The sequence below is a fragment of the Streptomyces sp. NPDC000404 genome, from assembly GCF_040300365.1.
Lineage (GTDB): Bacteria > Actinomycetota > Actinomycetes > Streptomycetales > Streptomycetaceae > Streptomyces > Streptomyces ramulosus.
The window spans coordinates 186593-211063 of record NZ_JBEPDN010000009.1; the positions used below are offsets into that span (position 1 = coordinate 186593).

The window sequence follows — 24471 nt, forward strand, 5'->3', positions numbered from 1 at the left end:
CCCGCGCCCCCGGGCGCCCTCACCGCTTCGGGTCGATCGCCCGTTTCAGCAGCGGTGTCAGCGGGCGTTCCACCAGGCGGTGGAGCAGCCACGCCAGCAGCAGCATCGCGGTGACGGTCAGCGCCAGCGTCGCCTGCGACGGCAGTCCGGCGCCGCGGTGCAGGGCGTGCACGACGACCCAGCCCAGATGCTCGTGGACGAGGTAGAAGGGGTAGGTCAGCGCGCCGGCGACGGTCAGCCAGCGCCAGTTCGCCCAGCGGAAGTGGCCCAGCGCGATGGCGCCGACGAGGACGAAACCGGCGGTGACGACCGCGACGATGCCGAACTGCGAACGGTAGGAGAAGCCGCCGGCGGACGCCGGGTGCCACAGCCCGGCCACCGCGAAATGCTGGCCGGTCAACCAGCTGACCAGCACGATCGACCAGGCGATCGGATCGCGGGCGCCGTAGCGGTGCAGCAGGTACAGCCCGATGCCGCCGATGAAGAACGGCGCGTACTCCGGCATCAGGACGGTGTCCAGCAGCGGTTCGTTCGCCGCCTGCGCCAGCGCCGCGGCCAGCGTCCAGCCCGCGCAGAACACCACCACCCGGCGCCGGGTCGCCCCGGGCAGCACCACACAGAGCGCGAAGAGCGCGTAGAACCGCATCTCCGCCCAGAGCGTCCAGCACACGCCCAGCACCCGGTGCGCACCCAGCGGCATCTGGAGCATCGTCAGATTGGTCAGCACCTCGCTGGGCTGCACGGCCTTGTAGACCACGCCCGGCAGCGCGAAGACGACCGTGACCAGCAGGACCGCGACCCAGTACGCCGGATACAGCCGGGAGATCCGGGAGGCGATGAACGCCCGCAGGGTGCGTCCCCAGCCGCTGAGGCAGATCACGAAACCGCTGATCACGAAGAAGATCTGCACGCCCAGACAGCCGTAGGCGAAGAAGCCCGAGGCGGTCGGGAACTGCGCGGCGGGCGAGGAGCCCCACGCCGTGCCGATCTCGCCGTCGCGCCCGCCGTAGTGGTACGCGGCGACCATCAGCGCGGCCAGCAGCCGCAGCCCGTCCAGCGCCCGCAGCCGGGACGGCGCGCGGCGCGCCCGCTGCGGGGCGGCGGCCGGCGCGTCCGCCCCGGCGGCGGGCGGCAAGGCGGTCAGCTGCCCGGTCATCCGGTCGCGACCCGCTTCTTCAGCCGCCGCTGCACCGCCCGCGCCCGCCGCGCCACCCGCAGGACGGCCGGGTTGCGCGGCAGGAACGCCAGCTGCGACGGGAGCGCGCCGGGCAGCGCCAGCGCGGTCAGCCGCCGCCGCTTGAAGTAGCGGCGGGTGTGCGGCGTCAGATGCGCCGTCAGATACCGCTCGGCGGCCGGGCGCAGCCGCGGGTAGATCTGGTGCTGCATCGCATAGCCGACCGCCTCGATCAGCCCCGGCGGCACCGGCGTGACCGCGGTGGCCGCCGGATCGTCGAGGTCCGGCACCGTCGCGTCCACGATCGTCACCGGGATGCGGTTGCTGTTCTGGTACGGCGTGAGCCGCTCCAGCAGCAGCCCGGTGCCGGTGCGGGCGACCGGCAGCCCGTAGAACGCGGACGCCGTCAGCAGCGCGGTGGAGAAGCAGCCGACGACGAGATCCGGCCGCATCCGGGCGTAGACGACCTCGGCGAGCACCGGGGTCTCCAGCACCGTCAGCGCGACGTCGAGCCGTTCCGCCTCCCGCTCCAGCAGCCGCGACCAGCGGGCCGGGGCCGACGGATGCGGCTTGAAGGCCAGCGTGCGGTGACCGCGCGCGACGGCGCCGCGCACCATCCGCACATGCAGATCCTCCTCCTCCTGCGGGGTGAGGATGGAGAGCGCGGAGAGGTACTGCCCCAGCAGCAGCGCCCCGCCCTCCGGCAGCTCCAGCGCGCCCGCCGCGTCGTCGAGTTCGCCGAGGACCTTGGTGAACGCCTCCGTCGGCACGGTCTGCGCCGCCACCCCGAACTCGGTGAGCAGCAGCGGGACGAGGCCCGGCACCAGATCGAGGTGGAGGAGGCGGTCGATGCGGGTGCCGACCAGCGGGTCGAGCTTGTTGCGGGTCGGGCCGTAGCTCATCAGCCCGTCCGCGTAGACGTCGACGGGCGCGTCCGGGAAGAGCTGCGCCACCGCCAGCGCCGGGTTGACCTGGATGGACTCGACGACCAGCGCGACGCGGTCGTCGCCCAGCTCCCACTCCTTGCGCAGATACCGCTCCCACAGCGGTACGTCGTCCGGGCGCGGGGACCAGCCGCCCGGGTGGAAGGGGTGGATGGTCGCGTTCCAGGACAGCACGCCGTCGAAGCGGGCGCGCAGCTTTTCGAAGCCGGGCGCCGCGTCCAGCGCCGGGGTGGTCTCCGGCGTCGCCGCGTTGTTGCAGATCAGCAGCAGGTTGCGGTCGGCGGGGGAGAAGGCGCCGGTGTCCAGGGCGGCGGCGAGGGTCGCCGCGCCGTAGAGGGTCGACGCCAGGAAGATGCGGGTCAGCGGCCGGGTGGTCATCAGGCGGCGACCCCCGAGGTGACGGGCCGGCGGCGCAGCCGCCGCAGCCGGGACGCACGCTGCACATCCATGGAATCCAACGCTTCCTTCAGTACGTCCTGCGGCATGCGCCGCAGCGCCGCCGCACTCAATTCCCGCAGGGCACGCGCCACCTGCGGCTCGAAACGTTCAATGGAACCGAGATGGTGGGAAATGATCGCGCAATACGTCCGGACCGCCTTCGGCAGCAGTTTGTCCGCATCGCGGTCCTGCGCGGTTTCCTCGATTACCTGATCGAATGCGCGCAGGAAATCCAATTGCCTCACGTCGCCGATCTGCGTGAGCGACGAGGCGACCCCGCGCCGGTAGAACACGCCGAGCAGCCCGACCACCGCCATCGATTCCGCCTCGCGGTGCAGCCGCCAGATCCACGGCCGGTCCTCCGCCGTCCGCAGCCCGTCCCGGAACCGCAGCACGCCGCTGTCCAGCAGCCGCCGGTGGTAGATGCCCGCCCACGCGTACGCGTAGTCGACCGAGGTGGAGCGGTCGGCGGGCAGGATCACATCGCGCGGGTTCATCACCACGCCGCGCCGCCCGTGCGGCACCCGGCTGATGGTGCGGGCGCGCGCGGTGCACTGGACGTGGTCGGTGCGGACGAAGTCGCACCCCAACTCCTCGATGGCGCCCAGCAGATCGCTCAGATGGCCCGGCGCCAGCCAGTCGTCGCCGTCCAGGAAGGTGAGGTACTCGCCGCGCGCCGCGTCCAGACCGGTGTTGCGGGCGGTGGCGAGTCCGCCGTTCTTCTCGTGCCGCAGCAGCCGGGCGCCCGGCAGCTCGCGCTCGGCACGCTGCAGAATCTGCGGGGTCTCATCGCGCGAGCAGTCGTCGACGAGCAGGAATTCGAAGTCCTCCCGGGCGTTCGCCGCCAGGCTCTTGAGGGTGTCGGGCGCGTATGTCTGCACGTTGTAGAACGGCACGATGACGGAGAGCTTAACCACCCGGGTGACGTTAGGGGCGGCGCCGCCATTCGTCTTTACCGCGGGCGGGCGGCACGGTGAACGAAGAATGTCGGGACGGTTAACCCGCCCGAATCCGGGGCCGGTTCGCCATTCGGCGACCCGCTGTTAACCCTTTGTTGCGCGGTGGTTGGCCCGCCGAACCGAATCGATTCCTAGCGTCATCGACGTGCCCTCACGTACCTCTTCTACGCCGCGGGTCGCAGTACTCGCCGATTCGGACACCCGGTGGAAATGGGGCGCTTTGACAGCGTACCGAATCCACCCGGAGGCCCGGCTCGACGGCTACCTCCTGCGCGGCCGCGCCACCCCCACGGTCCGTCAGCTCCACGAGGTCGGCGCCCGTGCGGAGACGCTGCGCGAGATCCGCGGGATCGACTTCCTCGACCTGATGCGCGCCGACGCCGGCTCCGCCGAGCCCTACGACACCGTCGTCCTCGCGCTGGTCGGCGGCGGTGTCCAGGCGATGCTGCACGGACTGGCCCGCGCCTGGGAGGACACCGAGCGCCGCCCCGCCGTCGTCACCGGCTACGTCGGCGTGGTCTACGAGAAGCTCGCCGACGGGCTGCTGCTGCGCCACGGCGCGGACGTCGTCCTCGCCAACTCCCGGCACGACGCGGACCGCTTCCGCGCGGTCTACCGCGGCGTCGGCGCCGACGACTCCGCCGTCACCGAATGCGCCCTGCCCTTCCTCGGCGGCGACCGCCACACCGGTGACCACGACCCGTACACCGTGGTGTTCGCCGCCCAGCCGTCCGTGCCCGACAACCGCGCCGACCGGGCGTACCTGCTGCGCCGCGCCGTCGAGCACGCCCGCCGGCACCCCGGGCGCGAGGTGCTGATCAAGCTCCGCAGCAAGCCGGGCGAGCACACCACGCACATCGAGGAGCTGCCGTACCAGAAGCTGGCGGCGAAGGCCCCCGGCGGACTGCCCGCCAACTGCCGCCTGGTCTACGGCAACATGGGCGAGGTCCTGGACCGCACCGACCTGATGGTCACGGTCTCCTCGACCGCCGCGCTGGAGTCGCTGCACCGCGGGGTGCCCACCGCCGTCCTCACCGACCTCGGCATCCGCGAGGTCCTCGGCAACCACCACTTCCTCGGCTCCGGCTGCCTCGCCTCCTGGGACGACCTCGACGCCGGCCACCGGCCCGAGCCCGACCCCGAGTGGCTCGCCCGCCAGGGCGTCTGCGCCGACGGCAGCTACGACACCGCCTTCGACGCGGCCCGCGCGAAGGTCGCCGCCCTGCACGCCGCGGGCCCGCTGCCGCCGCTCGCCCCGTACTACACCGCCCGCACCGCCCCCGGTTACCTCCCCGGCATCCTCGCCCGGCACGGCTTGGACGCAGCCGGGAAGCCGGTCGCCGGCTACGCGCCGGAGGGCCGCGAGGCGCCCGGCGGGCTGCGCAAGGTCGCCCGCGACGCGGTCCGCGAGGCCGCCCGCGGCGCCTACCGCCACGGCGTCCAGCGCGTCGCCCCCGCCATCCGCCGCTGGGGGCAGCTGTGACCGTTCCGTCCGCCCGCCAGGGGAGCCCGCGCGGCCCCCGGAAGGAGCCCGCCATGCCGCACCGCCCGCCCGTCACCCCGCCCGTCGTGGTGGCCGTCATCCCCGCGCGCGGCGGCTCCAAGGGCGTCCCCGCCAAGAACCTCGCGGCCGTCGGCGGCGTCCCGCTGGTCGCCCGCGCGGTCCGTGCCTGCCGCGGCTCCCGGCTGATCACCGACGTCGTGGTCTCCACCGACGACGACGCCATCGCGGCGGTCGCCCGCGGCGCCGGCGCCGTCGTCGTCCGCCGCCCCGGCGACCTCGCCGGCGACACCGCCACCAGCGAAGCGGCCGTGCTGCACGCCATGGACGCGTACGAGGCCGAGCGCGCCACCGCGGTTGACGCGGTGCTGCTGGTCCAGTGCACCAGCCCGTTTCTCACGCCCGAGGACGTCGACGGGGTCGCCGCCGCCGTCGTCGAGGGCGGCGCCGACACCGCGCTGACCGTCGCCCCCTTCCACGGCTTCGTCTGGCGCGACGCCGACACGATGGCGGAGGCCGCCGGAGCGCTGGAGGACGGCGCGCTGGAGACGGCCGTGGACGCCGCCCCGGCCGGCCGCCGCGCCACCGCCACCGCCCTCGCCCCGTCCGGCGGCTACGGCGTCAACCACGACAAGTCCTTCCGCCCCCGCCGCCAGGACCGCCCCCAGGACCTGCTGGAGACCGGCGCCGCCTACGCCATGGACGCCACCGGCTTCCGCGCCGTCGGCCACCGCTTCTTCGGCCGCACCGAACCGGTCCGCACCGACCCGGCGCGCGTCCTGGAGATCGACGACCCGCACGACCTGGCCCGCGCCCGCGCCCTCGCGCCGCTCCTCGACGCGGAGGTGCCCGGCGTGCTGCCCGGCGCGGACGACATCGACGCGGTCGTCATGGACTTCGACGGCACCCAGACCGACGACCGGGTGCTGATCGACGCGGACGGGCGGGAGTTCGTCTCCGTCCACCGCGGCGACGGCCTCGGCATCGCCGCGCTCCGCAAGGCGGGCCTGAAGCTGCTGATCCTCTCCTCGGAGCAGAACCCGGTGGTCGCCGCCCGCGCCCGCAAGCTCCGCATCCCCGTCCTGCACGGCATCGACCGCAAGGACCTCGCCCTCAAGCAGTGGTGCGAGGAGTCGGGCATCGCGCCCGAGCGGGTGCTCTACGTCGGCAACGACGTCAACGACCTGCCCTGTTTCGACGTCGTCGGCTGGCCCGTCGCCGTCGCCGGGGCGCACGACGTGGTGCGCGGCGCGGCCCGCGCCGTCACCGCCACACCCGGAGGCAGCGGCGCCGTCCGCGAGATCGCCTCCTGGCTCCTGGGCCCGTCCCTCTGAACACCCCGCACCACACCGCACACCCGGGCACCGCGCCCGGTACCCACCCACACACGAAGGACCTCCCCATGAGCAGCAACTCCCGCATCCGCAACCTCGGCAACCGCGAGGCCGGCCCCGGCCGTCCCGTCTACGTCACCGGCGAGATCGGCATCAACCACAACGGCGACCTGGAGAACGCGTTCGCGCTGATCGACGCCGCCGCCGACGCCGGCTGCGACGCCGTGAAGTTCCAGAAGCGGACCCCGGAGATCTGCACCCCGCGCGACCAGTGGGACATCGAGCGCGACACCCCCTGGGGCCGGATGACGTACATCGACTACCGCCACCGCGTCGAGTTCGACGAGGAGGGCTACCGCGCGATCGACGAGTACTGCAAGAAGCGCAGCATCGCGTGGTTCGCCTCCCCCTGGGACGTCGAGTCCGTCGCCTTCCTGGAGAAGTTCGACGTCCCCTGCTACAAGGTCGCCTCCGCCTCCCTCACCGACGACGAGCTGCTGCGCGCCATGCGCGCCACCGGCCGCACCGTCATCCTGTCGACGGGCATGTCCACCCCGAAGCAGATCCGCCACGCCGTCGAGGTCCTGGGCAGCGACAACATCCTGCTCTGCCACGCCACCTCGACGTACCCGGCGAAGGCGGAGGAGCTGAACCTCCGGATGATCAACACCCTCCAGGACGAGTTCCCGAACGTCCCGATCGGCTACTCCGGCCACGAGACCGGCCTGCAGACCACCCTCGCCGCGGTCGCCCTCGGCGCCACCTTCGTCGAGCGCCACATCACCCTCGACCGCGCCATGTGGGGCTCCGACCAGGCCGCCTCCGTCGAGCCGCAGGGCCTGTCCCGCCTCGTCCGCGACATCCGCACCATCGAGGAGTCCCTCGGCGACGGCGTCAAGAAGGTCTACGAGAGCGAGCTGGGCCCGATGAAGAAGCTGCGCCGTGTCACCGGCGTCGTCGCCGAGGCGGAGGCCGCGGCCCCCGCCGCGGTCTGACCGGCCCAGGGAAAGGGCGGACACCCCCGTGACCGCATCCGACGGCCCCCGCGCCGAGCCGCCCGCGCCCGGCGCGGCGGCCCCGCCCCAGGAGGCGGCGGGCACCCCCCGCCGCCTCCCGGGGGTGCCCCGCCCCCGCGACCGCGCCGCCAACGGCGCCACCGCCCTGCCCCCGGCCACCCTCGCCTTCGTCGAAAGCCCGGTTCAGCTGCTGAACGTGCTGGAGTGGGCCTACGAGGAGGGCGGCGCGGGCCCGCTCGGCGGCGCGTCCGCTCCCGACGCCCCGGCCGCTCCCGGCGCCCCGGCGGAGGCGACCGCCCCGGCGCACACCTCCGGCCCGCCGGTCGCCCCGGGCCACGTCTGCGGCCCCCCGGCCGCCGCCGCGCCCCCGGAGCGCGCGCCCGCCGCCACCGCCCTCACCATCGTCGTGCTCTCCCCGCACGACCCGATGACCCGCGGCCAGCTGCGGCGGATGGCCGAACTCGCCCGCGAGGAAGGCCACTCCGTCCGCTGGGAGGACGCCCGCGGCGGCGCCACGGCCCCGCTGCGCACCATCGGCGGCCTCGCCCCGCTGCTGCGCCGCGCCGAACGCATCGTCATCGGCGACCCGTTCTCCCGCTACGTCCAACTGCTGCTCACCCTCGCCCGCGCCCGCGATCTGGTCGTCGTCGACGACGGCACCGCGACGATGGAGTTCATCGCCCAACTGGCCCGCGGCGAACGGCTGGTGCGCTGGCACCGGCACGGCAGCGGCCGGGGCGCGCGCGATCTGGTCTTCGCGCCGTTCGCCCGCGCCGCGCGCCGCCGCCTCACCCCGGCGCCGGAGGGCGGCCGCCGCACCGTCGGCGTCTTCAGCTCCATGCCGGTCGAGGCGCCGCCCGGCGTCCGCATCGCCACCAACGCCTTCGCCTGGACCCGCCGCCGCTTCGGCCCGCCGCGGCTGACCCGCGCCGCCGACATCGTCGGCACCTCCCTCGTCGAGACCGGCGTCGTCGACCTCGACCGCTATCTGGCGGCCGTCGCCCAACTGGCCCGTACGCACGGCGCCACCCGCTACTTCGCCCACCGCCGCGAGCACACCGACAAGCTGCACCGGCTCGCCACCGAGACCGGTCTGGAGGTGGTCCGCCCCGACCTCCCCCTGGAGCTGATCGCCCGCCGCGGACCCATCGGACGGCTGATCGTCAGCTTCCCCTCGACGGTGGTGCACACCCTGCCGCTCGCCCTCGTCGGCACCGGCGTCCGCGTCGCGGTCTGCGACGTCGACCCGGCCTGGCTCACCAGCCGCGCCTCGCCGCGCGCCCAGGGCTTCCTGGACGACGTCACCGGCACCGCCCGCGGCGTCGACCGCCTGCCACCGGAGTCCGCCACGGAGCCGGAGCCGCCCACGGCAACGGAATGAGGCGACGGCCCTCGGGGGCGCACCGACGGTCCGGAAGCGGTCGCGTACGGTGCAAAAACAAAAGGAAATACCCCACCGCGAGGTCATCCATGCGGCGTACGGCTCGAAAATCTTCCCCTGACGGGCTGAACTTTTGTTGATCCAGGGACAGTTGCCCCCGCGGGGACCGTAACCTTCCCCGCGTGAGCCAACTGATGTACCCTGCCGCCGCCCCTGACCCGACCGACCCGCAGGACCTGCTCCCCGGAGTCCTCTCCGAGGCGTTGCACACCGAACTCATCGCCTTCCGGCGCGACCTGCACATGCACCCCGAGCTGGGTAATCAGGAGTTCCGCACCACCGAGGCGATCCGCAGCCGTCTGGAGGCGGCCGGTCTGCGGCCCCGCGTCCTCACCGTCGGCACCGGCCTGATCTGCGACATCGGCACCGACCCGGCGGACATCACCCGCGTCGACCTCCCCGCGGGCGACGGCCCCGACACCCGCCCGCTGCTGGCCCTGCGCGCCGACATCGACGCCCTGCCCATCCCGGACACGAAGACCGTCGCATACCGCTCCACCGTCGCCGACCGCGCCCACGCCTGCGGCCACGACGTCCACACCACCGTCGTCCTCGGCGCCGGACTGGTCCTCGCCGAGCTGGCCCGCAAGGGCCAACTGCCGTACCCGGTACGGCTGCTGTTCCAGCCCGCCGAGGAGGTGCTGCCCGGCGGCGCCCCCGACGCCATCGAGTCCGGCGCGCTGGACGGCGTCGGCCGCATCCTCGCCGTCCACTGCGATCCGCGCGTCGACGCCGGCCGCATCGGCCTGCGCACCGGCCCGATCACCTCCGCCTGCGACCGGCTGGAGCTGGCCCTCGACGGCCCCGGCGGCCACACCGCGCGCCCGCATCTGACCACCGACCTGGTCACCGCCGCCGCCCGCGTCGCCGTCGACGTCCCCGCGCTCGTCGCCCGCCGCGTCGACGCCCGCTCCGGCCTCGCCGTCACCTGGGGCCGCCTGGACGCCGGGCACGCCTGCAACGTCATCCCGCAGCACGCCGAACTCTCCGGCACGGTCCGCTGCCTCGACCTGGACGCCTGGCGCCGCGCCCCCGACCTGGTGCACGCCGCGATCGACGAGATCGCCACCCTGCACGGCGCCAAGTCGCAGATCACCTACGTCCGCGGCGTCCCGCCCGTCGTCAACGAAGCGACCTCCGCGCAGCTCCTGCACGACGCGATGACCGCCCGCTGCGGTCCCACCGCCGTCGAGTCCACCGAACAGTCCCTGGGCGGCGAGGACTTCTCGTGGTACCTGGAGCACGTGCCCGGCGCCATGGCCCGCCTCGGTGTCCGCGTCCCCGGCAGTGGTGACCGCCTCGACCTGCACCGCGGCGACTTCGACGTCGACGAGTCCGCGATCCGCACCGGCGTCGAACTCTTCACGGCGGCCGCCCTGCTGTCCGGAGCGGCACCGCTCTTCTGAACCCCGCGCCCGAACCGGCCCCCGACGGCCCCCTGCACCCGGCGGCCCCGGGGGCCGTCGCGTTCAGGTCCGCCGGGCCCGCTCCTGGTGGCGCCGTGCCTTGAGCCGGTTGCCGCAGGTCTTCATCGAACACCAGCGGGCGGTGTTGGCGCGGCTGCGGTCGAGGAGGAAGAGGCGGCACTCGTCGTTGCCGCACGGCCGCAGCCGTCCCGGCCGCCGCTCCTGGACGTCGTACCAGGCGAGCACCAGCTCCACCGCGAGCCGCCGCTCGGCCGGCGCCTCCAGCCGCCACCGCAGCCCCGCCGCGCCGACCTCGGGCCGGCGGCGGACCCCGGTGAGCACCTGCCGCAGCGCCGCCTGCGGCACCGGCCCGCGGGTGGCGTCCTGGAGCACATCGCGCACCGTCCGCAGCCAGCCGAGCGCCGCCGCGTCCCCGGGCCCGCCGTGCGCCCGCGCCCACCGCCGCACCGCCGCGTCGTCGGCCCACAGATCCTGCGCCCGGCCGTCCACCACCGGCGTGCTGTTCAACGCGTCGAGCAGCGCCTCCTCGCTGACCTGCGCCTCTTCACCGGCCTGCGCCTCTCCGCCGGCCTGTGCCTCTCCGCCGACCCGCGCCTCTTCACCGACCCGCGCCGTTTCGTCGCCCATCTCCACCCACCTCGCTCCGGCCACCCGGTGGCGCACCACGTGCTAACCCTCTTCCCGGGCTTGACAGGTTACTCCGCATCCACTCCACTGGAGATACGGAGTAACCCTTAAAGCAGCTTAAGAAGGTTAGTCAGCCATGGTTGAGATCCATCACCGGTACGCCACCGTCCACGGCCACCGCGTCTTCTACCGCGAGGCCGGCCCCCGCGACGCCCCCGCCGTCGTCCTCCTGCACGGCTTCCCCACCAGCTCCCGCATGTTCCGCCGGCTGATCCCCGAACTCGCCGACCGGTTCCACCTCATCGCCCCCGACCACCTCGGCTTCGGCCACTCCGACGCCCCGCCCGCCGACACCTTCCGGTACACCTTCGACACTCTCACCGACGTCACCGAAGCCCTCCTGGACCACCTCGGCATCGCCCGCCACGCCGTCTACGTCCAGGACTACGGCGCCCCCATCGGCTGGCGGCTCGCGCTGCGCCGCCCGGACGCGCTCACCGCCGTCATCACCCAGAACGGCAACGCCTACGACGAGGGCTTCGTCCCGGACTTCTGGGCGCCCGTCTGGGCCTACGCGGACGCCCCCGGCCCCGCCACGGAACCGGCGGTCCGCGCCGCCCTCGGACTCGACGCCATCCGCTGGCAGTACCTGCACGGCGTGGCGCGGCCCGAACTCGTCGACCCCGACACCTGGACCGCCGACCACCGCGACCTCGCCCGCCCCGGCAACGACCTCGTCCAGCTCGCCCTCTTCCGCGACTACGCCACCAACCCGCCCCTCTACCCGCAGGTCCACGCCTACTTCCGCGAGAGCCGCGTCCCGCTGCTCGCGGTCTGGGGCGCCGGCGACCGCATCTTCGGCCCCGACGGCGCACGCGCCTTCGCCCGGGACCTGCCGGACGCCGAGATCCACCTCGTCCCGGACGGCGGCCACTTCCTGCTGGAGAGCCACCCGGACAGCACCGCCGCCACCGTCCGGGACTTCCTGACCCGTACGGTGGCGGTCGCCGGGCGGTGACGGCCGCGCGCCCGGCGGCGAGGTTCAGTCACCTGACGGCCCGGACGGCTCCTGGGTTCCCTTGGGCAGGACGGGCTCCCGGACCTGGATCGCGCCCGACTTGTCGATATGCAGGAATTCGGCTTTTCCGTCTCCGTCGACGTCGGCGAACTGAATCTCCTCCGGCGGGGCGCCGGTGTCCGGCACGATCTGATGGATGTCGATGGAATCGATGCCCGATTCCGCGCCGCTCAGGTTGAGCCAGGCATTTGCGCCACCGTTGGGGGTGATGAGGATCTGGTCGGCACGCCCATTTCCGTCGAGGTCGGCAAACCTCAATTCACGGTTGTAGACGGTCGTGCTGGTCCTCGTGGGAGGGGACCATTGCAGTCGCTTTTCCCCTCCTGCATCCGTGAAGCCCCGGTTGAACCAGACGGTCACCTTGCTGCTCGGCTCGACCCACAGGTAATCGACTTTTTTGTCCCCATCGATGTCCGCGAACTGGATCTCCTTGAGGTCCGGTACGCGGTCGGCGGTGGCGAGCAGGGGGACGTCGGCGTCGCCGTCGTACCTGCGCATACACATGCGGCGGCCTGCCTTGTTCTCTTTGACCCAGGTGTGGACGGTCAGCTTGCCGGTCGGGTCCACCACCATGCAGTCGGGCCACTGGTCACCGTCGATGTCGCCGAAGCGCAATGCGGCGCCGTCCGCGCCGGGCGCAGGGGAATACAGGTTCTCCCCCTTCCCTCCGTAATGCAGACGCCCGTTCTTGACCCCGCCGTTCCACCAGAATTGGAATTTCTGGTTCTTGTCGACCTTGAGAATTTCGGCCTTCTTGTCTATATCGGGGTTGATCTGGGCAAACCAGAATGCGTTCGTGGCCGGGGCGGGCGGGGCGACGCCGCCGTCCGTCTGCTTCGGGTCCGGAGTGCTCGAACCGGTCCCTGCGGCAGGTGACGTGGAGTCCTCGACAGATGAGGTGTCGGTCGATTTCCACGGCATCGGAGCGAAATACAGGACCGCGGCGACGGCGGCCAGCGCGGCGGCCGAGGCGATCACGGTCACCTGGCGCCGCCGCTTCCCGGAGGGCTCTTCCCCGGCCGGGGTATGCGTGAAGGCGCCCGCCGGTTCGGGCCTCGCCTCCGGTTCCGGCCCGGGTACGTACGGTTCGCTGCGCGTGGCGAGGAGGTGACGGCGAAGAGTGGTGAACGTCCGGTGCTGAGGCGAATCGGCCTTGAGGATGCTGAAGTGGTCGCCCGGCAGGGCGGATCGGTCCGAAAAGGAGGAGTGTGCCGAGGCGCGGGAGACCACGCGGTCGCTCTCGCCCGCGTAGACCGACACCGGGATGGGGCAGGTCCGATCGGTGATCGCGGTGGCGTGCACGACATCACGGATGACCGTGTGCAGGGCCTCATTGGCCCGGTCGGCCAGCGGGCGGAGATCCTTCTCCTGCGGATTGCGCGCGCCCAACGCACGACGTCGCAAGGAGAGTGCCAGTTCGGAGCCGTTGCTCGGGCAGGCGAGCATGACCAGCCGCTGGATACGGGCGAGTTCGCGGCCTTTGCCGTCGTGGAGCATGCGGGCCAGATAGCGCTGGGCGACCAGTCCGCCCTGGCTGTGGGTGACCAGGAGCAGCTGGTCGAACGCGCCGGCTTCCGTGGTCAGGTATTCCTTGAGGCTGTCGGCGACCGTGTCGATCGACGGGATGGCCCGCAGCGGATGGACCGGCAGCAGCCCGGTCGCGTACTCGAACGCCAGCGGTGCGACGAACCCGAGCCCCCGGTCCGCGGCGATCAGCTCGCGCAACGGCTCCCACACCTTCGGTCCGGACATGAACCCGTGGATCAACACGAGTCCCAGTCGGCTGTCCCCCACAGTGCCGGTCCCTTCTCCAAATGATGGAGCGCTCACCATATTCCTGCTCCTGGCCCCTTCCTCATGTGCAACACGAGGGTGGCCAAAAGCCGTCTCCGGAACCAGAGTTGGGGGCGCCTTGTCGGGCGCAGGGGCGCTCGGCGGGGGGCGACCGGAAGGCCCCGGGGGCTGCGGCCCCTTCAGGCGCGACGGACGCAGGTGCCGCCGTTGCCGCTGTAGGAGGACTTGAACCAGCGGGGAGATCCGTACGTCATGTCAGGCCCCTTCGCCGCTTGTCGGTGTGCTCACGGTCGTCCCGTCCGAGGATAGGAGTCCGCCGCCACCGTCCGGGACTTCCTGACCCGTACGGTGGCGGCGGCGTAGCACTGACGCGGTCTACGGGTGGTACTTCTCCGCGACGACCTCGGCGGCGCCGAGCTTGCCGTCCAGGGTGACGCGGACGGTCACGCTGTTGGTCTTGGCGGCGGTCTCCAGCTGCTCCACGTCGCACTTGTAGGTGCCGAAGCCCTCCTTGTCGACGGCGACGTTGCCCTCGGGGTCACCGCAGATCGCGGCCGCGCCGAGCACCTTCGTGGCGTTGGCGACCAGGAATGCCTGGTCCATGCCGCCGTTGTCGGGCTTGACGATCAGCTTGCCGGGCGCGAGGTAGGACAGCTTGCCGACGAGCGTCCGCGCCTGCCCCGGCGCATCGCCCGCGCCGTTGCCGCCCCCGGTCGATCCGCCGCCGCTGCCCCCGGTGGTCCCGCCCTCGGCGCCCTCGGCGGGCGCGCCCTCCGGCGCGTGGTGCTCCCCGGCGCCCGCGCTCTTCGGCGTCCCCTGCGCGCCGGACTGCGCCTGCCCCTCGTCCTGCACCTGCGACGACGCGTTCACCTTGCCCGCCCCGGTGTCGCTCTGCCCGCACGCGGTGAGGCCCGTCCCCAGCGCCGCCGCGACGGTGACGGCAAGGGCGATACGGCGGCCGGTGCGACCGCGGAAGCGGTGGGCGGTGGCGGTGATCATCATGGGCTCCCGTGGCTCGGTTTCTGTCGTCTCGTTCCCGGACGATCACCACTCTGGAAGACCGGCCTGCCGTTCCACTAACGGGGCGCTAATGCCGCGAGATCGCCTGCCGTTACCGCCGTGAGCAGGGCAAACGAAAGCCCCGCCCGGCCCTCTGGTCGGGAGGGCCCGGCGGGGCTTTCGTGCGTACGCGCTCCGGCTCAGGCGCGGAATTCTCCGGCCTTGACGCCCGCGACGAACGACGCGAACGCGGTGACGGGGACGTTGAGCGCGGGACCGTTGGGGGCCTTGGAGTCGCGGACGGGAACTATGCCGGTGGCCGCCGCATGGGCAGGGGCCCACTCGACGCAGGAGCCACCGTTGCCGCTGTAGGAGGACTTGAGCCAGGTCAGGGGGAGGGAGTCGGTCGTCACGGGGTGCCCTTTCGCTGTTTTCAGCGCGCTGACGGTCGTCCCGTCCGAGGGTAGAAGCCGGGTGTCGCCGCCACGAGAGGGCAAACGAAGGCCCCGCCCGGTCCTCTGGTCGGGAGGGCCCGGCGGGGCTTTCGTGCGTACGCGGCCTGGCTCAGGCGCGGAACTCTCCGGTCTTGATGCCTGCGACGAACGACGCGAACGCGGTGGCGGGGATGCTGAGCGCGGGACCGTGGGGGGCCTTGGAGTCGCGGACGGGGACGATGCCGCGCGTGGCAACAAGGTTGGCGGCGACCTCGATGCACTCGCCGCCGTTGCCGCTGTAGGAGGACTTGAGCCAGGTCAGGGGGAGGGAGTCGGTCGTCACGGGGTGCCCTTTCGCTGTTTTCAGCGCGCTGACGGTCGTCCCGTCCGAGGGTAGAAGCCGGGTGTCGCCGCCACGAGAGGGCAAACGAAGGCCCCGCCCGGTCCTCTGGTCGGGAGGGCCCGGCGGGGCTTTCGTGCGTACGCGGCCTGGCTCAGGCGCGGAACTCTCCGGTCTTGATGCCTGCGACGAACGACGCGAACGCGGTGGCGGGGATGCTGAGCGCGGGACCGTGGGGGGCCTTGGAGTCGCGGACGGGGACGATGCCGCGCGTGGCAACAAGGTTGGCGGCGACCTCGATGCACTCGCCGCCGTTGCCGCTGTAGGAGGACTTGAACCAGGTCAGGGGGAGTTGGTCGGTCGTCACGGGGAGCCCTTTCGCAACTGCTCGATCATGGCTACGGAATCCGCTTGGGACAGCGATTCGGCCTGCAACTGATGGTAGGCCGACAGCACGGACAGTACGAACGTCGCTTCCCGGTCCAAGTGCCCCTGCGCTTGGGACTCTGCGTACGCGATCATGGACCGGTCCGACATCGTCAGCAGGTTGATCGGCAGATTGAAGGGGCGCCGCTCGCCTATGTCGTACGGGGCGACCTGGAGCATGGAGTTCGGCAGCTTCGCGAACTCCATGAGGTGCCGCAGCTGGTCGTTCATGACCTCAGTGCCACCGACCGGACGACGAATGCAGCTCTCGTCCATCACCACAAGCATCGTGGGTAGCCTGGGGCGTGTCAGGGCAGCCTGACGCTCTGCCAGGATCGAGACACGCTCATCGGCCTGCTCGGGAGTGATCGTTCCCCGCCTCACGTTGCCCTCTTCCATTGCCCTTGCATACGCGGGTGTCTGGAGTAGACCGGGAATCACGCCGATATGGAACATCCGGAGTTCGACGGCTCGTGACTCGAATCCCACGTACTCCGGAAAACCTTCCAGCAGGCTTCCGTTGCGGATTTCGCCCCAGCCCCGCTCGAACGATTCCGGGGTCCCCGCGAGGCTCAACGCCGCGTCAAGACTGCGCGAAAACCGCAGAGTCGGCGGCTTGCGGCCGGTTTCGATTGCCGAGATGTGTCTGCCCGAGTAGCCGACCATCTCGGCGAGATCGTCCTGCTTCCAGCCCCGCGCTTCGCGGGCGCTGCGTACACGTGCGCCGAAGGCGGCCTGCGGGCTTGCCTCAGGGGTCAGTTCCTTGATGTTGACCAACATGCCCTCCGGAAATGCAACGTTGAAGACGGTGTCGATGCCAGGCCACGCTAACCCCTCGCCGGTAGTGGAATGACTACGGAGAGGGACGGCTATGCCTGTCGGGATTGCTCCGAATTGTGATGCTGACCGCGTGAAACGCCAGGGGCGCGCCATATCCCGCGCCACCCCGCGCTTCCGAAGTGACCTGCGGTGACGGTCTCCGTCGCCGAAATCCGTTGCGAGGGACGCGCGTTCGGCGCTCGGACCCGCATTTCACACGTCCCGGGCACCTCTCGAACGCTCTCGCCCCCGCTCGTCGAAGATCCCTGGAGTCAGCCGTGAACGAAAGCCCCGAGGGACGGCCCGCGGTCGCCCCGAGTCTCATCGACGCCGATCACGCCCACCACGTCCGCGTCCTGCCGTGGACCGCCGACGGCAAGCTCTGCGTCCTCAGTACCAGCGGACCCGGCAGCTTTCTCTCCCGTCTCGCCGACAGTCTCGAAGAAACCCAACTCGCGGCCGGTCGCGACGCATTGCTGCAGGCGAGCGCCGTACTCTCCGACCCGATGTCTCCATATGGAGAGTTGCGCTACGCCGGCGTCCGCCTCGCCGAATGCCTGCGGGACGCACTGTGCGTCGCCGATTCCCGGGGGCTGCGGATGGCGGAGCCGGGAGGAGAAGCAGCGGAAGCTCCGGCCGGGGAGTGAGTCGTCCGTCAGGACAGTGAACCGTCCGAGCCCACCTGGAATATCTTTCCGTGCACCGCGAAATCGTTGGCGCCGTCGAAGTCGGACCAGGCCACGAGGGAATGCAGCGGAAGGTCGCTGAAATCGGTCGTGACGCAGACCTGGTTGCGGTTGTCCGTGGTCATGGTGCTGGCCTGGACCTCGGGTCCGACGGCTCCCTTGGTCCCGCCGCCGAGCGCGTCCGAGGCGCCGGTGAACACCCTGGCCATGACCGCCGGAGGGGTCGCGAAGGTCTCGGCGCTGCGTTCCACCCAGGAGAGCAGGAATTGCCCGCCCAGCAATCCGGAAAGCGCCACCCAGGAGGAATTGACGCCCTGACTGTCCTTCGTGACCGCGAACAGGCCTGCGGGGGATCCGGTGGACTCGTAGATGTTCACCCCGGCATTGCTCTGCATGACGCCCAGGTCGCTGGGGACGGAATGCGCCACTTCGGCCAGCGCGAATCTGCCGTCCACATCGAGGAGGGCGACGGCTTCGAAGGAGCCGTCGCTGCCCGAGATGTCGGGCACGACCTCTCCCGTCTGCGGCGTTCCGTCGAAGTCGAAGATGCGGAAGGCGGGGTGCCGCGGATCGTTCTGGCCGGGTCCCCAGGCGATGACGTAGAGCGAGCCGTCCCCCACCGACGAGACCACCGGCCGCTGAAATGTCCCCGGAGTGATGTTCGCGGTGAACTCGGGACCGGCTTTGTTGCACTGGGAATCGAATCGCTGCACGCGAATGCGCTGCCCCGGGTCCGGACTCGTCCAGGTGGCGACGAAACCACCGTCGGTCATGAACGCCATCGCCGGAACGGCGTCCGGGTCGCACGGGGCGATGACCTTTTCCGGTCCAGGCGTGGCACCGCCATGGGTGAAGTGGCGAAGCTTCAATTGGGAGCCGGGATTGCTCTGTCCCTCCCGCCACACGACGCCATAACCCTCGAATCCGACACGGCATATCGCGGGAGCGCTGCGCACCTGCGGGGTCGGATCGTTCACCGTGGTTTCCCCGTCGGGCAGGGTTCCGTTCGGGAGTACCCTGCGCGTCTTGATGGCATTGTTTCGGTAGTTCGACCAGGCGACGACGAAGTCGGAACCGGAAGATATTGCGGCCGGGAAATTCGCGCCTACGGCCTCGTTGAAGACGATGTCATTCATGAGTCCGAGCCCTTACGGGACATGGTTTTGGAGGTCCCTCTCCCAGGCTCCCACCACCGGAGGCACCGTGCAGCCCAGCCGGACCGCCGTTCCGCGCGGCTGCGGTGCCCGGGTGCGGCGGCGGGGCGACAGCGCAGGCCGCCGCGAGGGAGGAGCCGGCTTCCGGGTGAAGGGGCGCTTCCTGGGGCGCGCGGGCTCCCCCTCCCGCGGCAGGGCTCAGGCCCGTTCGCGGCAGGCCGTACCGTCCCTGCGGGCAGTCGAGCCGCGGGTAGCCGAGCCGTGGGTGACCGAGCCGCGGGCCGCCAGGCGGCGGGCGATGCAGGCGGTGATGGCGGGCACGACCGTGGTCATCGCCGGGCGCCAGCCCGGGACGGCGTTCACCTCGCAGAGGGTGTAGCCGTCGTCCGCGGTGAAGAGCAGGTCGACCCCGGCGATGTCCAGGCCCAGCACGGCGGCGGCCTCGACCGCGATCCGCTCCGCCTCCGGATAGCGGCCCGAACACAGGGCGGCGGAGCCGCCGTTGCCGATGTTGGCGGCGAGGGCGTCACCGCCGGAGGTGTGCAGGACGGCGCCCACGGGCTCGCCGTCGACCACCACCACGCGCAGGGTGCGGCCGTGCGAGGCGGCCACGTGTTCCTGGAAGAGGAACGGCACCTCCTGTGTGAGGCTGCCGGCCACATCGCGCAGCAGGCGCTGGTCAGGGGCGAGGAAGACCTGATGCCCCTTGGTGCCGCGGACGGCCTTCACCACGCAGGGCGCCGCCACGTTGCGGACCACGCCCTCCAACGGGGCGGTCGCGTAGGAGAGGGTGTCGGGGACCGGCAGCCCGGCCGCCGCCAGTTCCTGCAGCTGCCAGATCTTGTTGCGGCACAGGAGGTGGGCATCGGGACGGTTGACGAGCGTGCTGCCCATGCGCTCCAGGTGCCGCAACAGGGTGACCTCGCGGTTGTCGCGCATCGAGCCGGGCATCTGGCGCACGCACACCACTTCGGGGGCGGGCACGTCCGCGCCGCCCAGCGTGCGCAGCACCAACCGGCCGTCCGCCACGCCGAAGAGGAGTTCATCGGTGTGCCAGACCGCGAAGCGGGGGCCGTGGGCGGCGGCCAGCGCCGTGGCGAGCGCCTGGGTGGCGTTCCCCAGCATCGACGGTTGCTCCCGTACGAGCATCCACACATCGGCGGGCGCCGGGATCACCGACGGGGCACCTTCTGCTGTCTTCACCTGGGCTCCTCACCCTTTGCCCCTCTGGGGGCACGACGGCCGAACCGGGTCCACTTTCCCAGTTCCGCCCACCGGGCCGCGCCGGACTGCGCCACGAGCGAACGGAAGCTCCGCCGGTCTCCGGCCCGGAGGGGCGGGCGGGGCCCGGTCCGCATACCCCGCCCGCCGCAGCGGCCGGACGCGCGGCAAGCGGCAAGTCGGCGCGCCGGCGGACTTCCGGACGTCACGGACACCGCACCGGAGACCAGCCGCCTGACCGCGGGGCTCCGCAGGACGGAGCCGGCGGGCGATCGAGCCCGGCGGTCGAGCCCGATGGTTGACTCTCCCACCGAGGGAGAGTTGAGGGTGGGGCGCATGCACGTCGGTGAGGCCGGGCCGTGGAACATCGGGGAGATCGCGCGGAAGACCGGGCTGTCGGTGAAGCTCGTCCGGCACTGGTCCGACGCCGGGGTGGTACCACCGGCCGGACGGACCGCCGCCGGCTACCGCCGCTACGACGCCACGTCCCTCGCCCGGCTGGAGATGGCGCGGACCCTGCGGGACCTGGGCCTGGGCCTGGGGCGGATCCGTGCCGTCCTCGACCGCGAGCACACGCTCACGGAGGTGGCCGCGGCCCACGCCGACGTGCTGGAGGTGCAGATCCGCGCGCTGCGCACGCAGCAGGCGGTGCTGCGCTCCGTCAGCCGCCGCTCCGCCACCGCCGAAGGACTCGCCCACATGACCCGCACCGCCCGGATGTCCGCCGCCGAACGCCGCACCCTCATCCACGAGTTCGTGACCGACACCCTCGCCGACATCGACGTGCCCGCCTACCGCCGCGGACTGCTGGCCGCCACCCCGGACCTGCCCGAGAATCCCACCGACGAGCAGGTCGACGCCTGGCTCGAACTGAGCGAACTGGTGACGGACCCGGACCTGCGCACCGGAATGCGGCGGATGGCCCGGTACGCCGCCGAGCACGCGCCCGGCGACCACGACGACAGCACGCTGCAAGACCTCCGGCGGCTCACCGACGACTGGACGCAGCGGGTGAACACCGCGATCCGGGACGGGATCGCCCCGGACTCACCCGCGGCCGATCAGATCGTCGCGGCCGTCGTCACCGCCTGGCTCCCCACCCAGACACACACCCGCGCCGCCCCGGTGGCCGACGGCGCACCGGCCCGCCGCATCCTGCTGGAGCAGCTGGAGGTCGCCTCCGACGCGAAGGCCGAGCGGTACTGGCAACTGATCTGCCTGATCAACGGCTTGCCCGTACGGCCCGGCATGGCGGCCCCCGGGGACTGGCTGAAGACCGCGCTGCGCGCCAACCCCGCGCCCGGCGCCCGGGCCGCGGAGCTGGGCGGCGTGTACGACGCGGGGCCCGACGCCTGGCAGCCCGCGGGCGTGCTCGACGCCTGCGCCCGGGTACTGGCCGCCGTGGAGGAACTGGTCGGCGCGGTCTCCCCGGACCAGTTCGGCCTGCCGACGCCCTGCGCCCGGTGGGACGTACGCGCCCTGCTCCAGCATCTCGTCCGGGAGAACCTGCTCTGGACCGGCCTGGCCGACGGCGCCCCGCGCACCGATCTCGCCGCCGACCACCTCGGCGAGGACCACCTCGCGGCGTTCCGCGCCGCCGCCCAGGGCTCACTGACCGCCTTCCACCGCCCCGGCATGCTCGACCAGCGCTACGGGCCCGCCCCGGGCCGGCGGATCGTCGAGCAACTGGTCATGGAGATGCTGGTACACGGCTGGGACCTGGCCACGGCCCTAGGCCACCCCCGCGACCTCGTCCCGGACCTCGCCGAGGCGGCCCTCCCCCTGGCACACGAGATCTACGGCAACCTGCCGCGGACCCCGGGCGGCTCCTTCGCACCACTCCGGCCCGCGCCCGAGGGGGCCACGGCCCTGGACCGGCTCGCCGGATACCTCGGGCGGAGCGTCGGCTGAACGGTGGGCGGCCGACCGATCACGCGGGCCCGGGGCGCGGGGCCGCCGACCCGGAGCGCCTGCCGCCGTCGAGCGACGGGCGGGTCAGCGCCGCGTTCCGCGCCGGGAGGGACGGCGGTCCGTGCGGTCCGCTGGGCCGTTCCCTCAGGCGATCGCCGCGATGTCCCCGTCGTCGAAATAGATGGCCTGGTGCAGACGCCCGCCCAGAGCCACCGCGAAGCGGGCGAGGATCTCCTGGCCGGAGACATGCCCCTGCTCGATCTGCGAGACGCGCCCCTTGGTGACGCCCATACGGTCCGCCACGTCCTGCTGGGTCAGACCCCGGGAACGCCGCAGTTCCGCCAGACGGCGACCGGTCATCTCGGCAAGAAGCTCCTCCTTGCCCGCCCGTACGGCCTCCTCGCCTCCGGCCCGGGCGACATGCTCGGCGCGGATGTCCTGCCAACGCGTGTAACCGCTCACGATCGGCCTCCTTCTTGCTGGGCTCGTTCCTTCACGTAGCTTTCGTAGCGCCCTTCGGCCAGCGGGATCGCTTCCCGGTACCACTCGTTCCAGCGCCCTGCTTTGTCCCCGGCGACCAGCAGAATGCTGCAACGCCACGGGTCGAAGGCGAACAGGATCCGCACCGTGCCGGGACGTAGTTCCTTGAGGTTCGCCATGGAAGAGCCGTGGATGGTGTCCACCAGGGGGCGACCGAGTCCGGGGCCGCCTTCTGCCAGTGCGTCGAGCGCCTGCACCACCCGGGCGTGTGTCAAGTCATCGAGGCCCGTGATCCAGTCGCGCACCTCGTCGACCAGGAAGATCTCCCACTCGCCGTCCATGTACCGAGTATAGCGAAAGCTATACCTTTCAGTACCTTCAGTAAGGGCTGAAGGTACTGAAAGAGTGATGTGTACTGGCTGACGCCGCGTGGCACCGGGTGACGCCCCCCCGCGGTGACCGCACCAGATCACCCGCCGACAGCCTTCGCACGCATACCGCTCAGCCCGCCGCCCGTTCCCCCGCGCTCCGCTCCACGCAGAACTCGTTGCCCTCCGGGTCCCGCAGGGTCGCCCAGCCCGAGCCGTCCGGCCGCCGATGGTCCTCGTGGAGGGCGGCGCCGAGGGTCAGCAGGCGGGTGACCTCCTCGTCGCGGGTGCGGTCCTGGGGCTGGAGGTCCAGGTGGACGCGGTTCTTCGCGGTCTTGGGGCCGGGGGTGCGGACGAAGAGGAGGGTGCCGGCGGTCGTTGCGACCGTGGCCTCCGGGTCGCCCGGGAAGTCGTCGTCGGCGAGCGTGCCGTCCAGGACACCGGCCCAGAAGAGGGCCAGCGCATACGGGTCGGCGCAGTCGACCGTGGTGTGGCGAATGAGGGAGGCCATGGCGGCCAGCCGATCACGCGCCCGCAGGCGTGTCCAGAGCCGGGCCGCACCGTCCCGGCCGCCCCGCACCCGTTGCCGCCCCGGCCGCCCCGCCCCTCGCCACGCCAGGGCGCCCGACCACTTCGCGCCCTCGCGCCCCCGGGCGCCGCCCCTTCACGACGAATCGATAACGGCACCGCCGTAGAGGGTTTTGCGCCATGTCTACGCGCGTTAATCTCCCGCTAAGCCGGAGCCACAGGGGGCTCCGGGAGCGAAGGGAAGGCCCCGTGCGTCGGGTCACCAGGATTGCCGCCGCGGCCAGTGCCACCGTGGTTCTCGCGCTCACCGCCACCGCGTGCGGGCAGAGCTTCGCCGAGGCGAATCGCGCCAAGCACGCGGGTGTCGGGCTCGCCTTCGACATCGGTGGCCGGGACGACCACTCGTTCAACGAGGCGGCCGCGCGGGGCACGGAGAACGCCCGGAAGGATCTCGGCGTCAACGTCAAGATGCTCACGGCGAAGAACGGTGAGACCGAGGCCGACCGCGAGCAGCGGCTCTCGTCGTTCGCGGAGGCCGGGTACAACCCCGTCATCGGCGTCGGCTTCGCGTACAGCCAGTCGGTGCAGAACGTCGCGAAGGACTTCCCGGACACCACGTTCGGCGTGGTCGACGCGGTGCCGACGGGCAAGAACGTCGATGCGATGGTCTTCGCCGAGCACGAGGGCTCGTATCTGGCGGGCGTCGCCGCGGCGCTCAAGAGCAAGACCCACAAGGTCGGCTTCATCGGCGGTGTGAACAACGCGCTGATCCAGAAGTTCCAGGCCGGGTTCGAGCAGGGGGTGCGCGCCACCGACCCGAAGGCCAAGGTCGTCTCGCAGTACCTCTACCCGAACAACGACAAGGGCTTCAACGACCCGGCGGCGGCGAAGGCCAAGGCCTCGGGCATGCTCGACAGCGGCATCGACGTGATCTACTCCGCGGCCGGTCAGTCCGGCGCCGGGTCCATCGAGGCGATCAGCAAGCGCAAGGGCGCCTGGGCGATCGGCGTCGACTCCGACCAGTACCAGCAGGCGGGCCTCGCGAAGTACCGGGACTGCATCCTCACGTCCGTCGTGAAGAACGTCGACGTGGCCGTGTACGACCTGATCAAGAGCGTCGAGGACGGCAAGCCGCTGACCGGCATCCACGCCTACGACCTCAAGAAGAACGGCGTCAAGCTCGCCACGTCCGGCGGCTTCATCAAGGACATCCAGCCGCAGATCGACGCGGCCCGGAAGAAGATCGTCGAGGGCAAGGTGAAGGTCAAGGAGACGCCGTAGCCCGGGACGGCACCGCCCCGGCGGCCCGGTCAGGGCCCGGAGGGGCTCAGCTGCCGTGCCCCTTCGTGACCCTCGCGCGTCACACCCGCCC

Annotated in this window: 25 protein-coding genes; 9 read left to right on the plus strand and 16 right to left on the minus strand. The window is 71.9% G+C overall.

The features are described 5' to 3' along the window. Nucleotides 1–19: 19 nt before the first annotated feature. Genes ABT345_RS19220 through ABT345_RS19230 form a run of 3 tightly spaced genes read right to left on the minus strand, consistent with a single transcriptional unit; the run spans nt 20 to nt 3473 of the window. Nucleotides 20–1156 (minus strand): acyltransferase family protein, encoded by a 1137-nt coding sequence (locus ABT345_RS19220; protein ID WP_345079821.1) that lies wholly within the window; start codon nt 1154–1156, stop codon nt 20–22. Next, nucleotides 1153–2496, minus strand: a complete 1344-nt coding sequence (locus tag ABT345_RS19225; RefSeq protein ID WP_345079824.1) for a polysialyltransferase family glycosyltransferase — start codon at nt 2494–2496, stop codon at nt 1153–1155. The genes ABT345_RS19220 and ABT345_RS19225 overlap by 4 nt, the downstream gene beginning before the upstream one ends. Then, entirely contained in the window at nt 2496–3473 is a 978-nt protein-coding gene (locus tag ABT345_RS19230) for a glycosyltransferase family 2 protein (protein WP_345079827.1), read from the minus strand. The genes ABT345_RS19225 and ABT345_RS19230 overlap by 1 nt, the downstream gene beginning before the upstream one ends. A 187-nt stretch (nt 3474–3660) precedes the next feature. On the opposite strand from ABT345_RS19230, the gene ABT345_RS19235 reads away from it, so the two are divergent. The 5 genes from ABT345_RS19235 to ABT345_RS19255 all read left to right on the plus strand — a co-directional run bounded on the left by ABT345_RS19235 (nt 3661) and on the right by ABT345_RS19255 (nt 10213). Further along, nucleotides 3661–4998 (plus strand): DUF6716 putative glycosyltransferase, encoded by a 1338-nt coding sequence (locus tag ABT345_RS19235; protein ID WP_345079830.1) that lies wholly within the window; start codon nt 3661–3663, stop codon nt 4996–4998. 53 nt (nt 4999–5051) lie between these two features. Continuing rightward, nucleotides 5052–6350 carry a cytidylyltransferase domain-containing protein gene (locus ABT345_RS19240; protein WP_345079833.1) on the plus strand — a complete coding sequence of 433 codons (1299 nt, stop codon included), beginning with the start codon at nt 5052–5054 and terminating at the stop codon, nt 6348–6350. 68 nt (nt 6351–6418) lie between these two features. Further along, entirely contained in the window at nt 6419–7345 is a 927-nt protein-coding gene (locus ABT345_RS19245) for an N-acetylneuraminate synthase family protein (RefSeq protein ID WP_345079836.1), read from the plus strand. A 124-nt stretch (nt 7346–7469) separates the two neighbouring features. Beyond that, nucleotides 7470–8747 carry a hypothetical protein gene (locus tag ABT345_RS19250; RefSeq protein ID WP_345079933.1) on the plus strand — a complete coding sequence of 426 codons (1278 nt, stop codon included), beginning with the start codon at nt 7470–7472 and terminating at the stop codon, nt 8745–8747. Nucleotides 8748–8941: 194 nt separating this feature from the next. Continuing rightward, nucleotides 8942–10213, plus strand: a complete 1272-nt coding sequence (locus ABT345_RS19255; protein ID WP_345079936.1) for an amidohydrolase — start codon at nt 8942–8944, stop codon at nt 10211–10213. 63 nt (nt 10214–10276) lie between these two features. On the opposite strand, the gene ABT345_RS19260 is transcribed toward ABT345_RS19255, so the two are convergent. Next, nucleotides 10277–10861, minus strand: a complete 585-nt coding sequence (locus ABT345_RS19260; RefSeq protein WP_345079839.1) for a CGNR zinc finger domain-containing protein — start codon at nt 10859–10861, stop codon at nt 10277–10279. 136 nt (nt 10862–10997) lie between these two features. On the opposite strand from ABT345_RS19260, the gene ABT345_RS19265 reads away from it, so the two are divergent. Further along, the gene (locus ABT345_RS19265; RefSeq protein ID WP_345079842.1) at nt 10998–11879 is read left to right on the plus strand and encodes an alpha/beta fold hydrolase; all 882 of its coding nucleotides are present in this window, start codon (nt 10998–11000) and stop codon (nt 11877–11879) included. A 24-nt stretch (nt 11880–11903) separates the two neighbouring features. Here the strand turns inward: ABT345_RS19265 and ABT345_RS19270 are convergent, their stop codons facing one another. The 7 genes from ABT345_RS19270 to ABT345_RS19300 form a co-directional block, all read right to left on the minus strand. Then, nucleotides 11904–13772: an FG-GAP-like repeat-containing protein gene (locus tag ABT345_RS19270; protein ID WP_345079845.1), complete on the minus strand. Its 1869-nt coding sequence runs from the start codon at nt 13770–13772 to the stop codon at nt 11904–11906. A 140-nt stretch (nt 13773–13912) separates the two neighbouring features. Beyond that, nucleotides 13913–13987: a DUF397 domain-containing protein gene (locus ABT345_RS19275; RefSeq protein WP_351322945.1), complete on the minus strand. Its 75-nt coding sequence runs from the start codon at nt 13985–13987 to the stop codon at nt 13913–13915. A 121-nt stretch (nt 13988–14108) separates the two neighbouring features. Beyond that, a complete protein-coding gene (locus ABT345_RS19280; RefSeq protein WP_345079848.1) occupies nt 14109–14735 on the minus strand; it encodes a hypothetical protein in 627 nt (208 codons plus the stop codon). Nucleotides 14736–14932: 197 nt separating this feature from the next. Beyond that, nucleotides 14933–15145 carry a DUF397 domain-containing protein gene (locus ABT345_RS19285; protein ID WP_345079939.1) on the minus strand — a complete coding sequence of 71 codons (213 nt, stop codon included), beginning with the start codon at nt 15143–15145 and terminating at the stop codon, nt 14933–14935. Between the two features lie 151 nt (nt 15146–15296). Beyond that, nucleotides 15297–15509, minus strand: a complete 213-nt coding sequence (locus ABT345_RS19290; RefSeq protein ID WP_351322871.1) for a DUF397 domain-containing protein — start codon at nt 15507–15509, stop codon at nt 15297–15299. Nucleotides 15510–15660: 151 nt separating this feature from the next. Then, nucleotides 15661–15873 (minus strand): DUF397 domain-containing protein, encoded by a 213-nt coding sequence (locus ABT345_RS19295; RefSeq protein WP_351322873.1) that lies wholly within the window; start codon nt 15871–15873, stop codon nt 15661–15663. Further along, nucleotides 15870–16712, minus strand: a complete 843-nt coding sequence (locus ABT345_RS19300; protein WP_345090074.1) for a helix-turn-helix domain-containing protein — start codon at nt 16710–16712, stop codon at nt 15870–15872. The genes ABT345_RS19295 and ABT345_RS19300 overlap by 4 nt, the downstream gene beginning before the upstream one ends. Nucleotides 16713–17029: 317 nt before the next feature. On the opposite strand from ABT345_RS19300, the gene ABT345_RS19305 reads away from it, so the two are divergent. Beyond that, nucleotides 17030–17398, plus strand: a complete 369-nt coding sequence (locus ABT345_RS19305; RefSeq protein ID WP_345090071.1) for a hypothetical protein — start codon at nt 17030–17032, stop codon at nt 17396–17398. Between the two features lie 8 nt (nt 17399–17406). Here ABT345_RS19305 and ABT345_RS19310 read toward each other — a convergent pair whose 3' ends face one another. Next, entirely contained in the window at nt 17407–18573 is a 1167-nt protein-coding gene (locus ABT345_RS19310) for a hypothetical protein (RefSeq protein WP_345090069.1), read from the minus strand. A 216-nt stretch (nt 18574–18789) separates the two neighbouring features. Then, entirely contained in the window at nt 18790–19794 is a 1005-nt protein-coding gene (locus ABT345_RS19315) for an ATP-grasp domain-containing protein (RefSeq protein ID WP_345090067.1), read from the minus strand. A 354-nt stretch (nt 19795–20148) separates the two neighbouring features. Between ABT345_RS19315 and ABT345_RS19320 the strand changes: the two genes are divergently transcribed. Then, nucleotides 20149–21723: a TIGR03086 family metal-binding protein gene (locus ABT345_RS19320; protein ID WP_345090065.1), complete on the plus strand. Its 1575-nt coding sequence runs from the start codon at nt 20149–20151 to the stop codon at nt 21721–21723. Nucleotides 21724–21867: 144 nt separating this feature from the next. Here the strand turns inward: ABT345_RS19320 and ABT345_RS19325 are convergent, their stop codons facing one another. From ABT345_RS19325 to ABT345_RS19335, 3 genes are all read right to left on the minus strand, one after another. Further along, nucleotides 21868–22185, minus strand: a complete 318-nt coding sequence (locus ABT345_RS19325) for a helix-turn-helix domain-containing protein (RefSeq protein WP_345090063.1) — start codon at nt 22183–22185, stop codon at nt 21868–21870. Further along, complete coding sequence (locus ABT345_RS19330; RefSeq protein ID WP_345090061.1) at nt 22182–22544, minus strand: type II toxin-antitoxin system RelE/ParE family toxin; 363 nt, start codon at nt 22542–22544, stop codon at nt 22182–22184. The genes ABT345_RS19325 and ABT345_RS19330 overlap by 4 nt, the downstream gene beginning before the upstream one ends. A 160-nt stretch (nt 22545–22704) precedes the next feature. After that, nucleotides 22705–23082 (minus strand): VOC family protein, encoded by a 378-nt coding sequence (locus tag ABT345_RS19335; RefSeq protein ID WP_345090059.1) that lies wholly within the window; start codon nt 23080–23082, stop codon nt 22705–22707. A gap of 266 nt (nt 23083–23348) precedes the next feature. Here ABT345_RS19335 and ABT345_RS19340 point away from each other — a divergent pair, with 266 nt between their 5' ends. After that, nucleotides 23349–24380: a BMP family lipoprotein gene (locus ABT345_RS19340; RefSeq protein ID WP_345090056.1), complete on the plus strand. Its 1032-nt coding sequence runs from the start codon at nt 23349–23351 to the stop codon at nt 24378–24380. Nucleotides 24381–24471: the final 91 nt, after the last annotated feature.